The 3,371-nt window shown below is 37.7% G+C and carries 3 protein-coding genes; all 3 read right to left on the bottom strand.

Features of this window, described 5'->3' with window-relative positions; genetic code table 11:
* Positions 1-37: 37 nt before the first annotated feature.
* The 3 genes from V7266_RS24535 to V7266_RS24525 all read right to left on the bottom strand — a co-directional run bounded on the left by V7266_RS24535 (position 38) and on the right by V7266_RS24525 (position 3,178).
* Positions 38-1,200 (bottom strand): IS3 family transposase gene (locus tag V7266_RS24535; protein WP_335471784.1). Its coding sequence is split into 2 segments (ribosomal slippage): positions 38-906 and positions 906-1,200, totalling 1,164 coding nucleotides; the frame shifts between segments, so codons are not numbered across the junction.
* A 108-nt stretch (positions 1,201-1,308) separates the two neighbouring features.
* Positions 1,309-1,857: a hypothetical protein gene (locus V7266_RS24530; protein WP_335471783.1), complete on the bottom strand. Its 549-nt coding sequence runs from the start codon at positions 1,855-1,857 to the stop codon at positions 1,309-1,311.
* Positions 1,858-1,960: 103 nt separating this feature from the next.
* Positions 1,961-3,178 (bottom strand): threonine synthase, encoded by a 1,218-nt coding sequence (locus tag V7266_RS24525; protein ID WP_335471782.1) that lies wholly within the window; start codon positions 3,176-3,178, stop codon positions 1,961-1,963.
* Positions 3,179-3,371 lie beyond the last annotated feature (193 nt).

Genomic DNA, 3,371 nt, shown 5'->3' with positions numbered 1-3,371 from the left:
TGAACTGACCCGTTAAAATGAGACTTAGAAAAAACACCTATGCTGCCTGTCCCCTATATTCAAGTGGGGACAGGTAGTTTAATTTTGCCTGAATACGTACATGATTATATCGATACATATATTGATTTACTATTTGTACTACTTTAGAATTGGACATAGATGCTCTACCTTGAGCGTTGAATCCTTCCGACTTTAGCGAGGAGTGAAAGGATTCGATGACGGCATTATCATGGCAGTTTCCTTTTCGAGACATGCTTGTGGTAATGCCTTTTTCTTTGGCCAAATTCTGATATGCATATGAAGTATATACAGAACCTTGATCACTATGTAGAAGCAATCCTACTGGTTCACGTAATTCTATAGCGTTCCTTAATGTATCTAATACCAGGTTAATATCTTGTCTCGTACTTATCTTATAAGCCACAATTTCGTTGTTATATAAGTCTATAATCGTTGATAAATACATCATAGTCGAGCCATATGGTAAGTAGGTAATATCCGTTACCCATTTTTCGTTCGATTGACTTGCTGTAAAGTTACGATTAAGAATGTTGGACACCACAATATTACTCTCACCACTGATGTACTTTTGTCGCTTCTTCTTAACTTGGCATTGGACCTGGTATTTCTGCATTATTTTTTGTACCGTTTTGCGGTTTACATTTATCCCATACTTTCTGTTTAAAATGGATTTAACCTTACGGTGACCATAGTGATAAAAATTTTCCTCACAAATTTTAAGGATTATCTCCTCTAATGGTGTTAACTCAATGACTTTATATTTCTTTTTCCAACGATAATAGGTTGCTTTAGGGATGCCTAATACACTAAGAATGTCGGTTACTTTAAACTTGGATGAGAGACTATCTACTACCTCTACAACGAATTTTGGCTCCAACTCCTTTCGATTTCCTGGTACTTTTTTAAGATTTCCAATTGAGTTTCTAACTGCCTATTCTTTAGTTTCAATTGTTCTAACTCACTCAACTCCTCAGTTCCCTTACCGTAGGAATATTGCTTTCCTACTTGTTGAGAAAACCGATAGGTTTGACCAGCATTGTACCATCTCATCCATGTTTTAATTTGACTCTTATTTTTTATCCCCAGCTGCTCCATAATTTCTTTGTTCGACTTTCCAGATTGTTTCATTTTTACAGCTTCCCACTTTATTTCTTCTGCGTAATGTACTCTTGTGCCCATAGAAAAACACCCTCCTAAAATCATATTGTATAAATACGATTCAGGGGGTGTTTTTTCCTTGTCTCATTTACCTGGGTCTCTTCATTTTTGCACATGAAGGCTTTTTGTTTATGATGGACCATTGTTGGTGGGACTCTTTTGACTTTCGTGCTGTATATCTGAGACCTCATCTAGATCATCCGCTTTTTCATCAGCTGTATTGCTTTTCTTGTTTTTCGTTTGAAAAATATCTTTAGAAACAGTATTAAGCTTTTTTACAAAGCGGTTAAATCCAAATCCCACAAAGAAGGCTATACTAATAGGCGCATAAGGCGTATCTTGATAATCAGTAAACTGAATAAGTAAAATACCACTTTGGATCAGCGTGACAGCCACGACTGCTGTGCCTGTAGCAAAAATAGGATAAAAAATATACATAATCCATTTTCGATAATCGTGTAACTCGTCTTCCATATAGTGAGTACAAAACATATATAGATGTCTTAGTGAACCGCCAATTGCTCCAGCGAAAAAATAATACAAAAAGATTTTGATATCAGTAATGAATGGCAGAGATTTTTCAAGCGCACCGGTCCCCAACATGCCTACCATGATAAAGCTGCCAAAAAACAGCAGGCAAAGATATGTCAAAATGACGGCTTTTAACCATTTCTTCATTCATGACACCTCCGCTACTATCCTATGTTGCCAAGAGTAGAGATGTCACTGCCTTTAGTACCAAATCGAATTAGAACGAAAAGACCTTTTTATCGTCTGTTTTTTAAGCTTTAATGACATCATCCGGCTGTAATAATGTTACTTGGTTTGTTTCAACTGTTTCCGGATATTTGATGCCCTGCCCGGTGTTTAAGCAAACAACTGTTTCATCCTCTTTTATCCAGTCTTGCTCACGTAAAATACGGGCTGCCGCAAACGTAGCTGCCCCTTCAGGACAAATAAAGTTCCCTTCAAGTTCTGCTACAAGCTTCTGTGCCTTCGCGAGGTCCTCTTCCGAAATGGCAATCGCACAGCCATTTGTTTCATAAATGGCTTCCAGGACAAGAAAGTCACCAAGTGCTTTTGGGACATTGATTCCAAAGGCATTAGTCTTTGAGTTTTCCCAGAATACCGATTCCTTCTTCCCTTCTTGCCATGCCTTCACAATCGGAGCGCAACCCTCCGCTTGAACCGCTACCAGTCTAGGAAACTTATCAGCTTCTATCCAGCCCATTTCTTTTAATTCCAATAGTGCTTTATAAATGCCTATAATACCAACACCACCGCCAGTCGGATATAAAATAACGTCGGGGACCTGCCAATTAAATTGTTCTACTATTTCGTATCCCATTGTTTTTTTACCTTCAATTCGGTATGGTTCTTTCAATGTTGATGCATCATAAATTCCCTGTTCAGCGATCAGTTTACCGACAATTTTACCAGCGTCACTGATTAGTCCATTTACTAAATATAAATTGGCACCGGAAACAGCAACCTCTTTTCTCGTGATATTCGGGGCATCCTGAGGCATCACAATAGTTGCTTTTATGCCAGCTTTTGCGGAATATAATGCCCATGCTGCTCCTGCGTTACCATTCGTAGGCATCGCCAGCTGCTCTACACCAAGTTCTTTTGCTTTGGAAATTCCGACACTTGCCCCGCGAGTTTTAAAGGAACCTGTTGGAATGATCCCCTCATCTTTGATAAACAAATTAACTAAAGAGTATTTTTTACCTAATTTCTTTAGATGGGTTAAGGGAGTCATCCCTTCATCTAACGAGACGATATTTTCCGCGTTTTTCACGGGGAGCAGTTCATAATATCTCCATAAACTATTTTTTCGAGAGTTTAGGTCTTCTTTTTTCATTATAGATTTTGCTTCATTTAAATCATATCTAACTAATAATGGAGCTCCACAACGACATAGCTGATTCACTTCATCAACAGAGTAAACCTCATGGCATTTTGGACACTCAAGATGGGAAACATAGCTGTACTTCACAGTTTTTACCCTCCAACTATTTATTTTTGGATACTATTAATCACTTCATTTATTTCGATAGACGAAATATAAGAGTTTAGAAACCTTGACCATTTCATTATATCCGATAATTCCGACTATATAAATAAGTATTAAGATAGAAAAATAGATTGAATAGATGAAGGGGAGTTTTCTAAACTCCCCTTCATCTATT

The organism is Neobacillus drentensis (assembly GCF_036965645.1).
Taxonomy (GTDB): Bacteria; Bacillota; Bacilli; order Bacillales; family Cytobacillaceae; genus Neobacillus; species Neobacillus drentensis_D.
This window is presented reverse-complemented; position numbering and strand designations above follow the sequence as displayed.

Bases quoted from the DNA above. Each gene is read 5' to 3' on its own strand.
- V7266_RS24530 (WP_335471783.1), bottom strand. From the start codon at position 1,857: ATGAAGAAATGGTTAAAAGCCGTCATTTTGACATATCTTTGCCTGCTG.